Raw genomic sequence first — 15489 nt, 5'->3', positions numbered from 1 at the left:
CTCGCAGGCGATTGTCACACGGCGAGCGCGGCGCCGGCCGGATTGCGCTGCTCATACAGTGCGCCGATATTGGCCGCCCACCGCGAAGAAGGCATCGGTGACCTGCTGCAATGTGCACACCCGTGCCGCGTCCATGAGCACATCGAAAATATTTCCGTCGGTGTGGGCGACCTCGGTCAGCCGGGCCAGCGCGCGATGTGACTGCTCGGCGTGCTCGGCCTGGAAACCGCGCAACCGGTCGAGTTGGGAGCGGCGTTCGGTTTCGGTGCCACGGGCCAGTTCCAGCGGTGCGTGCGCGGTGTCGTGGTCGCGGCCGCGGAAGGTGTTCACCCCGACGATCGGCAGTGATCCGTCGTGTTTGCGCTGTTCGTAGCGCATGGACTCGTCCTGGATGCGCCCGCGCTGGTACCCCGTCTCCATGGCGCCGAGCACCCCGCCGCGTTCGCTGATCCGCTCGAATTCGACGAGCACCGCTTCCTCGACGAGATCGGTGAGTTCCTCGACGACGAAGCTGCCCTGGAGTGGATTCTCGTTGACGGCCGGCCCCCATTCCTTGGCGATGATGAGCTGAATCGCCAGTGCGCGGCGCACCGAATCCTCGGTGGGGGTGGTCACCGCCTCGTCGAAGGCATTGGTGTGCAGGCTGTTGCAATTGTCGTAGACGGCGATCAATGCCTGCAGGGTGGTGCGAATGTCGTTGAACTGCATTTCCTGTGCGTGCAGCGAACGCCCCGAGGTCTGCACGTGGTACTTGAGTTTCTGGGCGCGTTCGCCCGCGCCGTAGCGATCGCGCATCGCGATCGCCCAGATACGTCGGGCCACCCGGCCGATCACCGTGTATTCGGGGTCCATGCCATTGGAGAAGAAGAACGACAGATTGGGGGCGAAGTCGTCGATCGCCAGCCCGCGCGCGAGATAGGTCTCCACATAGGTGAATCCGTTGGCGAGGGTGAAGGCGAGCTGGCTGATGGGGTTCGCGCCCGCTTCGGCGATGTGATATCCCGAAATCGAGACCGAGTAGAAATTGCGGACGTCGTTGCGCACGAACCACTCCTGCACATCGGCCATCATGCGCAGACTGAACTCGGTGGAGAACAGGCAGGTGTTCTGGCCCTGGTCCTCCTTGAGGATGTCGGCCTGCACCGTGCCACGCACCGTCGACAAGGTGCGCGCGCGAAGGTCAGCGGCTTCCCCGGCCGTCGGTTCACGGCCCTGCGCGACGGAGAAGCGGTGCAGCGCTTGGTCGATCGCGGTGTTGAGGAAGAAGGCGAGAATGGTCGGGGCGGGGCCGTTGATGGTCATCGAGACCGAGGTGGTCGGGGCGCCGAGGTCGAAACCGTCGAACAGGGTGCGCATGTCCTCGATCGTGGCCACCGAGACACCCGAGGTGCCCACCTTGCCGTAGATGTCGGGACGCGGCGCCGGATCGTGGCCGTAGAGGGTGACCGAGTCGAAGGCGGTGGACAGGCGGGTTGCTTCGGCGTGGGCGCTGAGGACTTTGAACCGACGATTGGTCCGAGCCGGATCGCCCTCGCCCGCGAACATTCTGGCGGGGTCCTCGTTGTCTCGTTTGAACGGGAAAACGCCTGCGGTGAAGGGGAATCGGCCGGGCAGGTTCTCCGCCCGCAGAAAGCGAAGGAGTTCGCCGTGATCGGTGAAACGGGGGAGCGCGACGCGAGGAATGCTGGTGCCGGACAGGGATTCTCGGCGCAGGGGCGTGCGCGATTCACGGTCGCGGATCCGGACCACCTGTTCGTCACCGCGATAGCTCTCTGCGACGGTGGGCCATTCGGCCAGCGCCGCGGTCGACGCCGCGCCGAGCGCGGGCCGGGCCTGAGCGAGCAGATCGGCTACCGCCGTGTCGTCGGGGAGCTCGGCGTGGACCATCGTCAGGCGCTGAATCCGTTGCGCCGCATCGGATTCACGCTGGGTATCGGCGTGGTACCCGCGGACCGTCTCGGCGATGTCGGCCAGGTACCTGACCCGTGACGGGGGCACGAGCTGGGCGAAGCGCGTGGAGACCGAGGTGTCGACGCGGGGTAGCGCGCCGGGTTCGAGAGTCAGACCGTGCTCGGTGAGCAGGCCGGTGAGGTGCTGGTACAGCGCCGTGACACCGTCGTCGTCGAAAGTCGCCGCACTGGTACCGAAGACGGGCATATCAGCGGGACTCGCGCCGAATTCCGAACGGTTGCGGATCAATTGGCGTGCCACATCGCGGACAGCGTCGGCCGCGCCACGGCGCTCGTACTTGTTGATCGCGACCACATCGGCGTAGTCGAGCATGTCGATCTTCTCGAGCTGGGAGGCGGCGCCGAATTCCGGCGTCATCACATACAGCGCCACATCGACGTGGTCGACGATGCCCGCGTCGCCCTGGCCGATACCGGGGGTCTCGAGGACGACCAGGTCGTGACCGGCGGCTCGGCACGCCGCGATCATGGTGTCGATATCGTCGGGCAGCTCGTGATTGCCCCGGGTGGCCAGGGAACGGAAATAGACATGGTCGCCGTCGAGGGCGTTCATCCGGATGCGGTCACCGAGCAGGGCGCCGCCCGCTCGTCTGCGGGTCGGGTCCACCGCGAGCACGGCGATGCGCAGTTTGTCCTGCTGGTCGGTGCGCAGGCGGCGCACCAATTCGTCGGTGAGCGAGGACTTGCCGGAGCCGCCGGTGCCGGTGATGCCGAGAACCGGCACGCGCCGCTGGTCTGCCGCCGCCACGATCGCGCTTCGATCCGCCGCGGTCAGCGCACCCTGCTGCAAGCAGGTGATGGTGCGCGCCAGGGCGTGTCGATCGCCGGTGTAGAGAGCGTCGAGGTCCGGTGCGGTTCGCGCGGGGTCGACATCGCACAGCTGGATCAGTTCGTTGATCATCCCGGGTAGTCCGAGCCGCTGGCCGTCCTCGGGCGAGAAGATCCGCACGCCGCTCGCCGCGAGCCGTTCGATCTCCTCGGCGACGATCACCCCGCCGCCCCCGCCGAAGATCCGCACCTCACCTGCCCCCGCCTCGCGCAGTGCCTCGGCCAGATATTCGAAGAACTCGATGTGTCCGCCCTGATACGAGCTGACCGCGACCCCCTGGACGTCCTCCTCGATCACCGCGTCGACGATCTCGCGCACCGACCGGTTGTGCCCGAGATGGATCACCTCGGCGCCCTGGGCTTGCAGGATGCGCCGCATGATGTTGATCGCCGCGTCGTGTCCGTCGAACAGGGCCGCCGACGTCACGAACCGCACCGGATTCACAGGAACATGCAGGCTCATGGCCGCCTCCGCCGTGTGGTAGATCGCCCGATACTCGGACATCAAACTAATTCTAGTGTGAACAGCGTCACTTCGCCGGGAAAACGGCTCGCTGAATTCGGGGTGCGTCGGGCGCGTCGACTCGGTTGCGGTGCGGCTCGCGTCGGCGTCGGCAACCGGGGTGGATCAGCGGATCAGGGTGGTTTCCTGTGCGCGGATCGTGCGGAAGAAGCGCGGGCCGACATCGGCGCCGTCGTGGTTGTAGCTGTCGATCACCTCGGCGAGCTCGTCGGCGAGTCGGCGCAGGTCGACGGTGGCGGTGATGCGGTCGAACTCGTCCGATTCCCACCCCCAGGTGGGCGGTATGTCGGTGATGGTGACCACGATCTGGTCGGCGAACGGAGTGGTGACAACGATCGTGAGCTCGGCGGGGGCCGCGGCGAGGGGGCTGTGGACAGTGACCTCGCCGGGGGCGCCCGCGGTGGCGAAGGTACGGGCGAAGGCGATGTCCTCGCGGACCGATTCGACGATCGACGCCGTGCTTGCGTGCCTGCCCGCCCGGTGGTGACGTGAACCGTAGACACGGTCGGGGGCGGCGCCGGAAGGATTGTGGCCCACGGATTTCCGTAGCAGGCGCTCCAGCATTCGTTCCGCGGTGGCGCGCTCGCCCGCGCCGGTGTTCTCGTGGTCGATCAGTGCGCGCAGGCGGGTGATCCGCACGAAATGGTCGCTGCCCATGGGCCTGATTGTGCCGCACATCGGCGGTGGTGGAATGCGTCACAGACGGCGAGCCACGGTTTCAGCTCGCCGACCCCGATCTGCGCGGCGAGCAGGGACGACGGGTGCGGCCGATCGGCAGCGGCTCGCCGACAGGCCCGACGACGGTGGAGGTACGGGGCCCGGCAGCGGTAGGCGGAACCCAGACTGCGGCGGGGCTCGGTATCGTCAGCGTCATCCGTGACCGTTGATCGACAAGAGGGTGGCCGTGACCGAATTCGAGACGATTCTGCTGGAGCGCAAGGGCGGCGCCGACGGTAAAGGTGGGGTCGGCTGGATCACCCTGAACCGCCCCAAGGCACTCAACGCTCTCAACGCACAGGTCCTCGACGACGTCATCGCCGCGCTCGACGAACTCGACCGCGACGACTCCATCGGCGCCGTCGTGATCACCGGCTCGGCGAAGGCCTTCGCGGCAGGCGCCGATATCAAGGAAATGGCACCGAAGTCGTATATGGACATGTTCATGGCCGACTTCTTCGCTCGGTGGGACCGTCTGGCCGACTTCCGCAAGCCCACCATCGCCGCCGTCGCGGGTTACGCGCTCGGTGGCGGCTGTGAGCTGGCGATGCTGTGCGACATCCTGATCGCCGCCGACAACGCCAAGTTCGGTCAGCCCGAGATCACCCTCGGCGTGATCCCCGGCATCGGCGGCTCACAGCGTCTCACCCGCGCGATCGGCAAGGCCAAGGCGATGGACCTGATCCTGACCGGCCGCACGATCGGCGCCGAGGAGGCCGAGCGTTCCGGGCTCGTCTCCCGCGTCGTGCCCGCCGACGAACTGCTCGACACCGCGCTCGAGGCCGCGCAGACCATCGCGTCGATGTCGCTGCCGGTCGCGATGATCGCCAAGGAGGCGGTGAACCGCTCGTTCGAGACCACCCTGGCCGAGGGGCTGCTGTTCGAACGCCGGGTGTTCCATTCGCTGTTCGCGACCGAGGACCAGAAGGAAGGCATGGCCGCCTTCGTGGAGAAGCGTCCGCCGAACTTCAACAACCGCTAGTTCGGTTTCCCGCGCGGCGCGCCGTCGATGAACTGCGCGGTCGTCGGCGCGGTGCCCTGTTCGGGGGACCGCGCCGAGGAATTGTCGTTACCGAGCAGTCCGACGACCGTGCCACCGAGGGTGGCCGTCACCGCGACCGCGGCGAGAAGTTTTCGTCGGCCCTCGGGCGGTGAGACCAGGACGGCCCCGGCGCGTCGACGCGGCATGCGCAGGCGCGCCGAGGGACGGCGGGCGCACATCAGCACCGCCCCGCGCGCCGAAACATACTCCGGCTCGGGGTCGTACACGATCGGCAGGCCGATCAGCCGCGCCAGGTCGGCGCGCAGGCTCGGGTTGCGGGCGCAGCCGCCGAGCAGCGCCATGGCGCCCGGTCGTACCCCGGTCTCCTCGATCAGTTGGCGCACGAACGAGGCCGAATGGTGCAGTCCCGCTTCGCACAATTCCGCCAGATCGCTGCGCGTGAGTACCGCGCGGCCGCCGGTGTCGGCGTCGGTGGCGGTGACAACTCTGGTGCGGCTCAACGATTCCCGGTGCTCTCGGCTGGATTGCTCGTCGGCGCTGACGCCGCTGCGCGCGAGTTGCCGGCGCAGGAGCGCGTCGTAGCCGTTGCCGCTGATCACCGTGCTGCGTTGGCAGCCGAGGATCGTTTCGGTGCGGCAGTCGGCGTGGGTGATGGTCAAACCCGAGCTGCCGAGGTCGTAGAGCATGACCGAGTCGGTGGCGGGCAATAGGCCGGTGAAGCGGAGGTAGCGCAGCTGGGCCAGCGGTTCGTCGACGATCGCGAAATCGGCCCGGCCCGCGGCGGCTCTGATCGCGTCGGCCTGTAGTTCGCTGCGGCAGGTGACGGCGGTGCCGGAGACATATTCGTCGCGGTCGGCTGCCGCCGCGCGCATGCGGTGGATCGCGGTGAGGACCGCCTCCTCCACCGAGCCGCCCGCTCGGCGCGGCACCCGGATGCGGTCGATGGGCGGCATGTGTGGCTGATCGGAATGGGTCAGTACGGCGCGGGCACCACCCGCGCCCGCCGACACCCCGAGGATCAGCACCATGGGCTACATCGTGGACCTTTTCGCGCTAGCTGCCAAGGGGATCGGTCGAAGATTTCCCAGACGGTTGCCAGGTCGCGTGGAATGCGAGGTTTTGCGCGTCGTCGGCGTCGAAATCACCCGCGTCGTGGCGGAACTGTGCGAGCAGTCGCAACAGGTCGCGGCCCTGTTCGGGAGGAAGACCGGGTTCGGCGAACACCTGGGCGTTGAGCGCCGCCGTGGCCTCGGCTACGGATTTTCTTCCCGCGCTCGTAATTTCGATCAGTGTTGCCCGACGGTCGCTGGGGTGGGGGACCCGGACCACCAACCCGGCGGCTTCGAGTCGATCGACGGTATTGGTCACGCTGGTCGGATGTACCTGCAGCCGCGCGCTCGCCTTGGCCATCGGCAGGGCGCCGGTGCGGCTGAAACCGAGCAGTTGCAGCAGTTCGTAGCGCGAGAACGTCAGGCCGGACGGTTTGAGCGCCTCGTCCACGCGCGCCATCACGATCTGCTGTGCCCGAACAAGCGAGGTCACCAGCGCCATGCCGTCGGCAACCGACTCCCAGCCATGCGCGATCCACTGCCGGTACGCCTCGGCGATGGGGTCCTGGGAGAGCGGTCTGGGCCGTGACATGAAAACGATCATTCCACGACCCAGCCGCTGCACACAGAGCGAGCGGCGGGAATCGAACCCGCGTCGACGGCTTTGCAGACCGTTGCCTCAACCTCTCAGCCACGCCCGCCTCGCCATTGATAGTGCCGGGTACTCGCGCTCGCGGCGAGGGTTGCGATCACCGTGATCGCAATGTCGGTAGGCGACCGCGGATCCGTGGGACACCGAGTCGGGCGCGGTCACCCCCGCCAGGCGTGCGGGCGATGCCCGCGACCGAGAATCAGAGCCCGGAGAAATCCCGCGCGACGACATGGTTGCGGTCCTCGATCGTGCCGAGCAGATAGTCCGGTGCGGTGCCGAAATACTGGCCGCGGGTCAGGCTGCTCCACCGGCGGGCCTGGTCGGTGCGGGTCTTGTAGAAGTTGACCCGGTAGCCACCGTCGTAGATGCGGAGCAGGCAGTAACCGCCCGGATACTCCTTCACCGCACCGACTTCCAGGAATTCCACCTCGCACGGCAGGTCCGGTCGCGTGCGACGGGTCCGGTGGGTGTGGCCGCTGTGGTGCAGGAAGACGCCGGGTGCTCGCTGGTAGAGCGTCTGTAGTTCGATCGCGGTCGCGCGGTCGAGGACGAAGCCGGGACCGCCGATATTGGTGAAGCCGGCTTCCGTGGTGACGGGGTGGTGGCCGAAGACGAGGGTGGGACGGTCCGGATCGGCGCGCAGGGTATCGGCGAGGGCGTCGAGTTGAGGGCGGTCCATGACGCCGCCCGACGCGTCCGGGGCGCTGGTGTCGAGGCCGAGGATGCGCAGGTCGCCGAGGTGGTGTTCGGTCATGTGCTGGCGGGGCAAGAAGCTGTCGCCCCAGCAGTCGGCGCGGCCGTCGGTCGGTGCGCAGTTCGGGTAGCCGGGGTGGGGGCGATCGTGGTTGCCACGGGCCACCAGGTAGTCGGTGCCGAGGGCGCCCCAGGTGTCGAGATGCGCTCGGACGGAACGGGACTCGTCGGCAGTCGCCTCGTTGGTCAGATCGCCTGCCACCAGCAGGAGCGAGGCGTCGCGGGCGCGGGCGTCATCGAGGAGGGCATCGAGCATGAACTGCGGATACGGTGGGTCACTGCGGTATCCGGGCGGGAATCCGGCGATCACGATGCCGCTGACCGTTTCGCCGTAGTGCACGTCGTTGGCCAGGGCGATGGTGTGCAGCAGGCGCCCGGGAGGCGTTGTGAGCGTGGTGAATTCGCCGCAAGCCTCGGGGGAGCCCGGTGCCGCGGTGGTGAGGGTCGGGCCGGGCAGCGCGCGAATTCCGTTGGACAGAGCCAGGAATCGGTAGGCGCGGCCGGGTTCGAGGCCGTCGATCTCGGCGTAGTGGTACGGGGTTCGGGCGTCGTCGTGGTAGACCGCGACCGGCTCGCGAGGTGAATCCGCCGGCGCCAGACGCACTTCGGTATCGGCGGGGACCGGAACCGGCAGGCCCGCCGGGTCGAGACCGAACGTGGTCCAGGTGAGTACCACGCCACGTTCGGTCACGGTGACGATTTCCAGATCGAGCGCGATCAGTGGCTCGGATTGTGCTGCGGCAGAGCCCGGTACCGCCGCGGCGAGCATCGCACCCGCCGCGGCGGCGAGCACTGTCCGGCGTGACGCTCCGCAGCAGCCCATGACACCGAGGGTAACGGCGGTCGTGGGCGACAACGAGAGGCGTCACCGGGTGTTCGGTCAGTGTTTGTTGGCCGGTGCCGAGCAGATCTTCCAGGTGCCGTCTTCTTTGGTGAGGTGCTCCTCGGTGCTGGACTCGGTATCGGGCTGCTCGCCCTCCACCGACAGCGTCAACTGACCGACCACCGTCGCCTTCGCGTCGTCACCGGTGATGACGATGTCGGTGACATCGTCGATCGTCACCTGCACGGTCGCCTTCTCGAACTGCGAACGCTGCTCGGGGGTGAGATTGTCGATCTCGGTCCGGTCGGCCTGGCACGCCAAGGCGGCGGCGGCGATGAACCCGTCGGAATCGAGGGTGTCGTAGAAATCGCGCACGGCCACATCGATCTGCTTCTCGTCCGACGACAGCGGCGTGCGCCCCTGCAGGGTCAGCACGATCCCCGCGATCAGCACCCCGGCCACCACCAGCGCCACAATCCCGAGCCCGACGAACAACCCGGTCCGCTTCTTCTTCGGCGGCTGTGGCGCCAGCCCTTGGGCCCCACCCGGATACCCCGCCCCCTGCGGTCCACCCGCCTGCGGATATCCCGGCGGCCCCTGCGGCGGAACTCCCTGCGAAGGGGTTCCCTGAGGGACCGGCGGCTGCTGACCGAAGGGCGGTTGCTGGCCCTCTGGCGGATTCGTCATGGCAACGCTCCTGATGTCATCGGGGGCGTCGGCCCCCAAAACGTGTGGAACCGTGCGAGATCAAACCTGATATCGAAAAAACGAGGCCCCGACCGAACGGACGGGACCTCGTTTTGTGCCCTCGGCAGGAATCGAACCTGCGGCCTTCTGCTCCGGAGGCAGACGCTCTATCCCCTGAGCTACGAGGGCGGGATAGATGCCGGTCGCGGTGAGGCGATCGGGCAGCGACAGCGTATCGCATGGAGTGCGGTGCGCCAAAAACCAAGCCGGACCGGGGGTTGCCCGGTCCGGCGCGGTGGTCAGTTGAATGGCAGGGGGGTGGCGTTGCGGGTGGCGAGCATGCTGGTCATCAGCTGGGACTCGCTTTCCTGGGTTTTCGACATGGTGGCGGCCAGGGTGCGGACGGCAGTGGTGTCGGCGTGCTCGGCGGCGTAGTCGAGCATCGGGACGCCACCCTGGTGGTGGCGCAGCATCAGCTGCAGGAACATCGTGTCCAGGGCGGGGCCGGTGGACCGGCGCAGCGCGGTCATCTCCTCCTGGCTCGCCATGCCCGGCATCTGCTGCATCGGGCCCGACATCGCGGGTCCGGCCGTGGTGTCACCGTGGTGGCCGCTGCTGCCGTGGTCGTCGGTCATCCAGCCCATGTAGCCGTCGACGTTCTGATTGGACTCGCCCCACAGCTGCAACCACGCCTGCATGCGGCCGATCTGGTTCTGCTGGGTGGTCAGGATGTCGTAGGCGAGCCTGCGCACGTCGTTGTCGGTCGAGGCGATCAGCGCCACCCCGGCCATATCGACGGCCTGGGCGTGATGGGCCGACATGTCCTGACTGAAACCGATGTCGACAGCGCTCGGTTCGGGTTCGGAGTTCTTCTCCAACGGCATCCGCAACAGCACCCCGGCCACCGCGCCGAGCAGCAGCAGACCGATCGCGCCGAGAACGAGGACCGCCCCGGTCGGGCGCCGCGCGCCCGAGTCGGGAGCGGTGTCCGAGTCGAGGGCGGCGTCGCCGGGTTCGACCGTGCTCACTACTGGCCCGAGGGCAGGCCGCCCGGCATCGGGATGTTCGGCAGGCCGGGAATCCCCGAGCCGATGCCGCCGCCGCCGAGTTCGGTCGCGTCCGGGGTCAGGCCCTTACCGTCCATCGGCACCGCTTCCGGACCGTAGGGCGAGGAGTCGAACGGCGGCGGGTTGTTCGCGTCGAAGATCGGGTTCGAGCAGCTCGCGCCGACCTCGGGGTAGGCGTAGGGGTTCTCGCGCAGGGCGGAGATGAACTGCTTGATCCGCGCGTCGTCGGCATTGTCCAGCTTGAGCTGGTGGCCCCACGACTGCAGCGAGATCGCCGAGTCCAGACCCGGGTACGGCGACATCAGCGAGAACTGACGGCCCTTGACGAAGTTCGACAGCTTCTCGACACCGGCCGCGTCGACCTTGTCCGGGTTGTAGGTGATCCAGACCGCGCCGTGCTCGAGCGAGTGCACCGCGTTCTCCATGCGGATCGGCTTGGCGTAGACGGTGCCTGTGCAGTTCGCCCACGCGCCGTCGTGCGGGCCACCGAAGGCAGGGGCCTTGTCGTAGGCCACGCGCTGGCTGCTGGTCACGTGCAGGCCGGCCGGGTACTCCGCCTTCACCACGCCGTCGATCTTCGTCGACGGGTCCTGGTTCTCCTTGGAGGGCACCCATTCCTTGAGGTCGGTCTGGGCCTCGCGGATGGCGGCCTGGTCCATGTACTTGGGCACCAGGCTGTAGGCGAGCAGGCCGACCAGCGCGACGATGGCAACGCCGGCGCCGATCAGGGCCCATGGGGTGTCGCGCTTCTTACCCGGAAGGTTGCCCTTGCGGGTCTTGCGGGACGGAGACGACTTCCCCGCGGCCCGCACGGCCTTGGCTGATGTGGCGCTGGTCCTACTCGGCATCGCTGCTTGTGCTCTTTCGACGTGTGGATCGGTGGGTTCGTGGCGGGCGGTCGTGGTTGCGAGGGGCCCAGCCAATAGGATAGAGACTCGTGACTCCAGCTGACCTTGCAGATCTCCTTCGTACCACCGCGGCGAAGGTGCTTGTCGAACGCGGACTGGACTCGTCGGTCCTGCCCGAGCAGGTCACAGTGGAGCGTCCGCGTAACCCCGAACACGGCGACTATGCCACGAATGTGGCCATGCAGGTGGCCAAGCGGGTCGGAACCAACCCTCGGGAGCTGGCCGGCTGGCTGGCCGAGGCGCTGTCGGCCTCCGAGGGGATCGATGTGGCCGAGATCGCGGGCCCCGGCTTCCTGAACATCCGCCTCGCCGCGTCGGCGCAGGGCGCGATCGTCAGCCAGATCCTGGCCGCGGGGGAGATCTACGGCACCGGGTTCGCACTGGCGGGCACCAAGATCAATCTCGAGTTCGTCTCCGCGAACCCGACCGGCCCGGTGCACCTCGGTGGCACCCGGTGGGCCGCCGTCGGTGACGCGCTGGGTCGCATCCTGGCCGCTCAGGGCGCCGACGTGACCCGGGAGTACTACTTCAACGACCACGGCGCGCAGATCGACCGCTTCGCGAAGTCCCTGGTGGCGTCCGCGCTGGGCGAGCCGACCCCCGAGGACGGGTACGCGGGCGAGTACATCGCCGAGATCAGCTCGGGCATCGTCGCCGCGCATCCCGAGGTGCTCACCCTGCCCGCCGACGAGCGGCACGAGGTGTTCCGCAGTGCGGGCGTGCAGCAGATGTTCGCCCAGATCCGGGCCGACCTGCACGAGTTCGGCACCGATTTCGACGTGTACTTCAACGAGAGCGAACTGTTCGCCTCCGGCGCCGTCGAGCAGGCCGTCGAGCAGCTCAAGAACTCGGGCAACCTGTACGAGAAGGACGGTGCGTGGTGGATCGCCAGCACCGAGTACGGCGACGACAAGGACCGCGTGGTCCTCAAGAGTGACGGCAACGCCGCCTACATCGCCGGTGACATCGCCTACTTCCAGAACAAGCGTGGCCGTGGCTTCGACCTGGCCATCTACATGCTCGGCGCCGACCACCACGGCTACATCGGCCGGCTCAAGGCCGCCGCCGCCGCGTTCGGCGACAACCCCGACACCGTCGAGGTGTTGATCGGGCAGATGGTGAACCTGGTGCGCGACGGTGTGGCCGTGAAGATGAGCAAGCGCGCGGGCACCGTGGTGACCCTCAACGATCTGGTCGAGCAGATCGGTGTCGACGCCTCGCGTTATTCGCTGGTGCGTTCCTCGGTGAACTCGAGCATCGACATCGACCTGGACCTGTGGACCAAGGCGAGCAGCGAGAACCCGGTCTACTACGTCCAGTACGCGCACTCGCGGACCAACAGCATTATCGGCAACGCGGCGAAGTATCCCGAATTTGCTTCTGTCGAACCGGATTTCGCGCTGATGACCTCCGGTCGTGAGGGTGATCTGATCCGCACCCTCGGCGATTTCCCCCGTGTCGTCGCCACCGCGGCCGATACCCGCGAACCGCACCGCATCGCCCGTTATCTCGAGGAACTGGCCGGGGTCTACCACCCGTTCCAGTCCGACGACGACATGCGCGTGCTCCCCAAGGGCGACGACGCCGTCACCCCGCTCAACGCCGCCCGGTTGGAACTGGTCAAGGCGACCCGTCAGGTGCTGGCCAACGGTCTGGCCCTGCTCGGCGTGAGCGCACCGGAGCGCATGTGAGCTCCCACAGACTTTTCAGGAAGGACGCACAACGATGAGTGGCGCACACCCCGCCGGTCCCCGGCACGCAGAGATCCCGCACGCGCCGAGTCTGGCCGAGCGCCCGACCGACCCGCAGGAGATGATCGACCTCCCCGCGAACGTGTGGCCGCGCAACGCCCTGCGCGGTGACGACGGAGTGGTCCGGCTCGCCGGTGTGCCCGTCACCGGGCTCGCCGAGCAGTACGGCACGCCGCTGTTCGTGATCGACGAGGACGACTTCCGCTCGCGCTGCCGCGACATGGTGGCCGCGTTCGGGTCGAACGCCCGCGTGCACTACGCGTCCAAGGCGTTCCTGTGCGGCGAGATCGCGCGCTGGATCCGTGACGAGGGCCTTTCCCTGGACGTGTGCTCCGGCGGCGAGCTGGCGGTGGCGCTCAACGCCGGTTTCCCCGCCGAGCGGATCGCGTTGCACGGCAACAACAAATCGGTGCCCGAGCTCGAAGCGGCCGTGGCGGCCGGTGTCGGGCACGTGGTCGTCGACTCGCTCTACGAGATCGAGCGGCTCGAAGCCGTAGCCGCCGCGGCGGGTGTGGTGCAGGACGTGCTGGTCCGTGTCACCGTCGGTGTCGAGGCGCACACCCACGAGTACATCTCCACCGCGCACGAGGACCAGAAGTTCGGTTTCTCGATCGCCGGTGGCGACGCGATGGAAGCCCTCGCCCGCGTTTTCGAGGCCGACAACCTGCGTCTGGTCGGCCTGCACAGCCATATCGGCTCGCAGATCTTCGAACTCGACGGCTTCGAGATCGCCGCGCGACGCATGCTCGGCCTGCTGCGCGAGGCCATCGACAAGTTCGGCATCGACCGCACCGCGCAGATCTCGACCCTGGATCTCGGCGGCGGCCTCGGTATTTCGTATCTGCCGAGCGACAGCCCGCCGCCGCTGGGCGAGTTCGCCGCCAACCTGCGCGCCCTGGTCGCCGCCGAGGCCGCCCGCGCCGGGCTGCCCGAGCCGACCATCGCCGTCGAACCGGGTCGCGCCATCGCGGGCCCCGGCACGGTGACCCTGTACGAGGTCGGCACCATCAAGGATGTCGAACTCGACGGTGGCGCGCGCCGTCGCTACGTCAGCGTGGACGGTGGGATGAGCGACAATATCCGCCCCGCGCTGTACCAGGCCGACTACGATTGCCGTCTGGTCTCGCGCTCGTCGGACGCCCATGCGGTCGTCGCGCGCGTGGTCGGAAAGCATTGCGAGAGTGGCGATATCGTCATTCGTGACACCTGGATTCCCGCCGACGCCGGCCCCGGTGACCTGGTGGCCGTGGCGGCGACCGGTGCGTACTGCTATTCGATGTCGAGTCGCTACAACCTGCTCACCCGGCCCGCTGTGGTCGCGGTGCGTGACGGTGCGGCCCGACTGATTCTGCGCCGGGAAACGGTGGCGGACCTGCTCAGCCTGGAGGTAGAAGAATGAACGGCACCAAAGATGCGGGTCGTCCGCTCGGCGTAGCCGTGCTCGGGATGGGCACTGTCGGTACCGAGGTGGTTCGCGTGCTGCGCGATCACGCCGATGACCTGCGTTCGCGCGTCGGAGCGCCACTCGTGCTGCGCGGTGTCGCGGTGCGCGACGTCAGCAAGGACCGCGGTCTGCCCGCCGAGTTGCTCACCACCGATGCCGCCGCGCTCGTCGCCCGCGACGACGTCGATCTGGTGGTGGAGGTCATGGGCGGTATCGATCCCGCCCGCAAGCTGATCGGCGACGCGCTCATCGCGGGCAAGTCCGTGGTGACCGCCAATAAGGCGCTGCTGGCCGACTACACCGGTGAGCTCGCCGCCGCCGCCGAGGGCAGCCGCGCCGACCTGTACTTCGAGGCCGCCGTCGCCGGTGCGATCCCGGTGGTCCGGCCGCTGATCCAGTCGCTGTCGGGTGACCGGGTGAACAAGGTCGTCGGCATCGTCAACGGCACCACCAACTTCATCCTCTCCGCGATGGACGAGACCGGCGCCGCCTACGACGACGTGCTCGCCGAAGCCACCGAACTCGGCTACGCCGAGGCCGACCCCACCGCCGATGTCGAGGGCTACGACGCCGCCGCCAAGGCCGCGATCCTGGCCTCGCTGGCCTTCCACACGCGTGTGACCGCGGCCGATGTCTACCGCGAGGGCATCTCCAAGATCACCGCCGAAGACCTCGAGACCGCGTCGGCCGTCGGCTGCACGGTCAAGCTGCTCGCCATCTGCGAGCGCGTCTCGGCCGGTCCGGGCGAGCCGACCCTGGAAGAGGGCGGCAAGGATCGCGTCTCGGTGCGCGTCTACCCGGCGCTCATCCCGCGCAAGCACCCGCTGGCCTCGGTCAACGGCGCGTTCAACGCCGTTGTCGTCGAAGCCGACAACGCCGGTCGCCTGATGTTCTACGGGCAGGGTGCCGGTGGCGCCCCCACCGCGTCGGCCGTGCTCGGCGACCTGGTGATGGCCGCGCGCAACAAGTTCTACGGTGGTCGCGCACCCGGTGAATCGGTCTATGCTGAGCTGCCGATCGCGCCGATCGGTGACACCCCCACCCGCTACCACGTGAACCTGCAGGTGGAGGACCGTCCCGGCGTGCTCGCCGCGGTCGCCGACACCTTCGCCCAGCACGGGGTGAGCATCTCCACCGTGCGTCAGCAGGGCCACGGCGACGGCGCCCGACTCGTGGTCGTCACCCACCATGCGGTGGAGTCGTCGCTGGCGGATACTGTCGCCGTATTGGCGGACATGGAATCCGTCACCGCTGTGACCAGCGTTCTCAGACTGGAAGGCACAGAAGAATGAGGCGGAATGTGCGCGGCGTCGC

At 68.0% G+C, this 15489-nt stretch carries 12 protein-coding genes and 2 tRNA genes; 4 read left to right on the top strand and 10 right to left on the bottom strand.

The annotated features are described in order from the left end of the window. Nucleotides 1-51: 51 nt before the first annotated feature. Together icmF and ACFWUR_RS24505 are read right to left on the bottom strand one after the other, a co-directional pair. Entirely contained in the window at nt 52-3303 is a 3252-nt protein-coding gene (gene icmF, locus ACFWUR_RS24510) for a fused isobutyryl-CoA mutase/GTPase IcmF (protein ID WP_378909873.1), read from the bottom strand. Nucleotides 3304-3426: 123 nt separating this feature from the next. Then, entirely contained in the window at nt 3427-3978 is a 552-nt protein-coding gene (locus ACFWUR_RS24505; RefSeq protein WP_378909872.1) for a hypothetical protein, read from the bottom strand. 247 nt (nt 3979-4225) lie between these two features. Here ACFWUR_RS24505 and ACFWUR_RS24500 point away from each other — a divergent pair, with 247 nt between their 5' ends. After that, nucleotides 4226-5020 carry an enoyl-CoA hydratase gene (locus tag ACFWUR_RS24500; RefSeq protein WP_378909870.1) on the top strand — a complete coding sequence of 265 codons (795 nt, stop codon included), beginning with the start codon at nt 4226-4228 and terminating at the stop codon, nt 5018-5020. Here ACFWUR_RS24500 and ACFWUR_RS24495 read toward each other — a convergent pair. The 8 genes from ACFWUR_RS24495 to ACFWUR_RS24460 all read right to left on the bottom strand — a co-directional run bounded on the left by ACFWUR_RS24495 (nt 5017) and on the right by ACFWUR_RS24460 (nt 10920). Next, on the bottom strand, nt 5017-6069 hold the full coding sequence (locus ACFWUR_RS24495; protein ID WP_378909869.1) for a hypothetical protein: 1053 nt from the start codon (nt 6067-6069) through the stop codon (nt 5017-5019). The genes ACFWUR_RS24500 and ACFWUR_RS24495 overlap by 4 nt on opposite strands. A gap of 25 nt (nt 6070-6094) precedes the next feature. Then, a complete protein-coding gene (locus tag ACFWUR_RS24490; protein ID WP_378909868.1) occupies nt 6095-6682 on the bottom strand; it encodes a MarR family winged helix-turn-helix transcriptional regulator in 588 nt (195 codons plus the stop codon). A 37-nt stretch (nt 6683-6719) separates the two neighbouring features. Then, nucleotides 6720-6791, bottom strand: a tRNA-Cys gene (locus ACFWUR_RS24485). A 150-nt stretch (nt 6792-6941) separates the two neighbouring features. Continuing rightward, complete coding sequence (locus ACFWUR_RS24480) at nt 6942-8318, bottom strand: metallophosphoesterase (protein ID WP_378909867.1); 1377 nt, start codon at nt 8316-8318, stop codon at nt 6942-6944. Nucleotides 8319-8375: 57 nt separating this feature from the next. Next, nucleotides 8376-9005 (bottom strand): hypothetical protein, encoded by a 630-nt coding sequence (locus ACFWUR_RS24475; protein ID WP_378909866.1) that lies wholly within the window; start codon nt 9003-9005, stop codon nt 8376-8378. Between the two features lie 116 nt (nt 9006-9121). Next, nucleotides 9122-9194 (bottom strand) — tRNA-Arg (locus tag ACFWUR_RS24470). Nucleotides 9195-9304: 110 nt separating this feature from the next. Next, nucleotides 9305-10033 carry a DUF305 domain-containing protein gene (locus ACFWUR_RS24465; RefSeq protein WP_378909864.1) on the bottom strand — a complete coding sequence of 243 codons (729 nt, stop codon included), beginning with the start codon at nt 10031-10033 and terminating at the stop codon, nt 9305-9307. Continuing rightward, nucleotides 10033-10920, bottom strand: a complete 888-nt coding sequence (locus ACFWUR_RS24460; protein ID WP_378909862.1) for a DUF3105 domain-containing protein — start codon at nt 10918-10920, stop codon at nt 10033-10035. The genes ACFWUR_RS24465 and ACFWUR_RS24460 overlap by 1 nt, the downstream gene beginning before the upstream one ends. A gap of 89 nt (nt 10921-11009) precedes the next feature. Between ACFWUR_RS24460 and argS the strand changes: the two genes are divergently transcribed. Genes argS through ACFWUR_RS24445 form a run of 3 tightly spaced genes read left to right on the top strand, consistent with a single transcriptional unit; the run spans nt 11010 to nt 15467 of the window. Beyond that, nucleotides 11010-12671 (top strand): arginine--tRNA ligase, encoded by a 1662-nt coding sequence (gene argS / locus ACFWUR_RS24455; RefSeq protein WP_378909861.1) that lies wholly within the window; start codon nt 11010-11012, stop codon nt 12669-12671. Between the two features lie 34 nt (nt 12672-12705). Next, complete coding sequence (gene lysA / locus ACFWUR_RS24450) at nt 12706-14130, top strand: diaminopimelate decarboxylase (RefSeq protein ID WP_378909859.1); 1425 nt, start codon at nt 12706-12708, stop codon at nt 14128-14130. Beyond that, a complete protein-coding gene (locus tag ACFWUR_RS24445; protein WP_378909858.1) occupies nt 14127-15467 on the top strand; it encodes a homoserine dehydrogenase in 1341 nt (446 codons plus the stop codon). Before lysA ends, ACFWUR_RS24445 begins: the two co-directional genes overlap by 4 nt. Nucleotides 15468-15489 lie beyond the last annotated feature (22 nt).

Origin of the sequence: Nocardia sp. NPDC058633, from assembly GCF_042717045.1 — a bacterium.
In the GTDB taxonomy this organism is placed as follows: Bacteria; Actinomycetota; Actinomycetes; order Mycobacteriales; family Mycobacteriaceae; genus Nocardia.
This window is presented reverse-complemented; position numbering and strand designations above follow the sequence as displayed.

Coding starts and splice junctions, on each gene's coding strand:
- ACFWUR_RS24495 (WP_378909869.1), bottom strand. CDS start 6,069: ATGGTGCTGATCCTCGGGGTGTCGGCGGGCGCGGGTGGTGCCCGCGCC.
- ACFWUR_RS24505 (WP_378909872.1), bottom strand. CDS start 3,978: ATGGGCAGCGACCATTTCGTGCGGATCACCCGCCTGCGCGCACTGATC.
- ACFWUR_RS24445 (WP_378909858.1), top strand. CDS start 14,127: ATGAACGGCACCAAAGATGCGGGTCGTCCGCTCGGCGTAGCCGTGCTC.
- lysA (WP_378909859.1), top strand. CDS start 12,706: ATGAGTGGCGCACACCCCGCCGGTCCCCGGCACGCAGAGATCCCGCAC.
- ACFWUR_RS24490 (WP_378909868.1), bottom strand. CDS start 6,682: ATGTCACGGCCCAGACCGCTCTCCCAGGACCCCATCGCCGAGGCGTAC.
- ACFWUR_RS24475 (WP_378909866.1), bottom strand. CDS start 9,005: ATGACGAATCCGCCAGAGGGCCAGCAACCGCCCTTCGGTCAGCAGCCG.
- icmF (WP_378909873.1), bottom strand. CDS start 3,303: ATGTCCGAGTATCGGGCGATCTACCACACGGCGGAGGCGGCCATGAGC.
- ACFWUR_RS24460 (WP_378909862.1), bottom strand. CDS start 10,920: ATGCCGAGTAGGACCAGCGCCACATCAGCCAAGGCCGTGCGGGCCGCG.
- ACFWUR_RS24480 (WP_378909867.1), bottom strand. CDS start 8,318: ATGGGCTGCTGCGGAGCGTCACGCCGGACAGTGCTCGCCGCCGCGGCG.